This window comes from Tardiphaga robiniae (genome assembly GCF_001618955.1).
In the GTDB taxonomy this organism is placed as follows: Bacteria; Pseudomonadota; Alphaproteobacteria; order Rhizobiales; family Xanthobacteraceae; genus Tardiphaga; species Tardiphaga robiniae_A.
The window spans coordinates 1-697 of sequence record NZ_LVYV01000027.1 but is presented as its reverse complement, the minus strand read 5'-3'; the positions used below and the strand labels follow the sequence as shown (position 1 = coordinate 697).

At 63.8% G+C, this 697-nt stretch carries 1 protein-coding gene; it reads right to left on the bottom strand.

Annotated features, from left to right (window positions below; all coding sequences use genetic code 11):
- On the bottom strand, positions 1–697 hold a 697-nt coding region (locus A4A58_RS20120; RefSeq protein WP_139069890.1), incomplete at both ends, for a DUF1254 domain-containing protein.

Genomic DNA, 697 nt, shown 5'->3' with positions numbered 1-697 from the left:
CGAACAGGTCGATCGGTTCCTTCTGGATGACGTGGTCGAGCTCCTTGTAGAACTCGAAAGTGTTTGCGTGGACCGTGTTGAAGGCGACCTTCGAGCCGTCGAGGAACTCCATCTTCGGCGGATTGCTCTTCTTGGCGAGCGGGTCGACCTTGAGTCCCTCGCGGAACAGCTTTGACGCTGCGTCCGGCTTGCCGTCGACGAGGAAGCCGCGAAGGATCAGCCAGTTCACATGAGACGGAGAGCGCGCCACATAGTAGTCGCCGCCCTCGCTCTTATCCTTCGGGAGGTCGCCCTTGTAGTCCGCCGGGACGATGAGGTACTTGCCGCCCTTGCCCTGGTCCGGACCGGGCGCGCCCATGTCGATGACGAAGCGGAAGAACGCGTCGTTGACAGTGCCGGGGCCGGTGCCGGGCGGAACCGCGACGAGAGTCGGCCCGTCGGGCTCCGGGTCGAGAAACACGGAGCAGTAAACGGTGACGCGGTTGGCGGTGAGCAGAAGGGGGTTGGAGTCGGGCAGTTGGTCGAAGATGAGCGCTTGGTAGGCCTTGGTCGCGCGCATTTCGGCATTGCCCATCCGGGGGGCCTCCAGGCGGGCTGCCGGCATGATATTGAGGAAGACCTCGACGCCGCGGAGGGTGTCGAGGTAGTCGTAGACTTTGCCGGCGGTCTGTGCGGTGGGCACGACGTCCGCGAAATT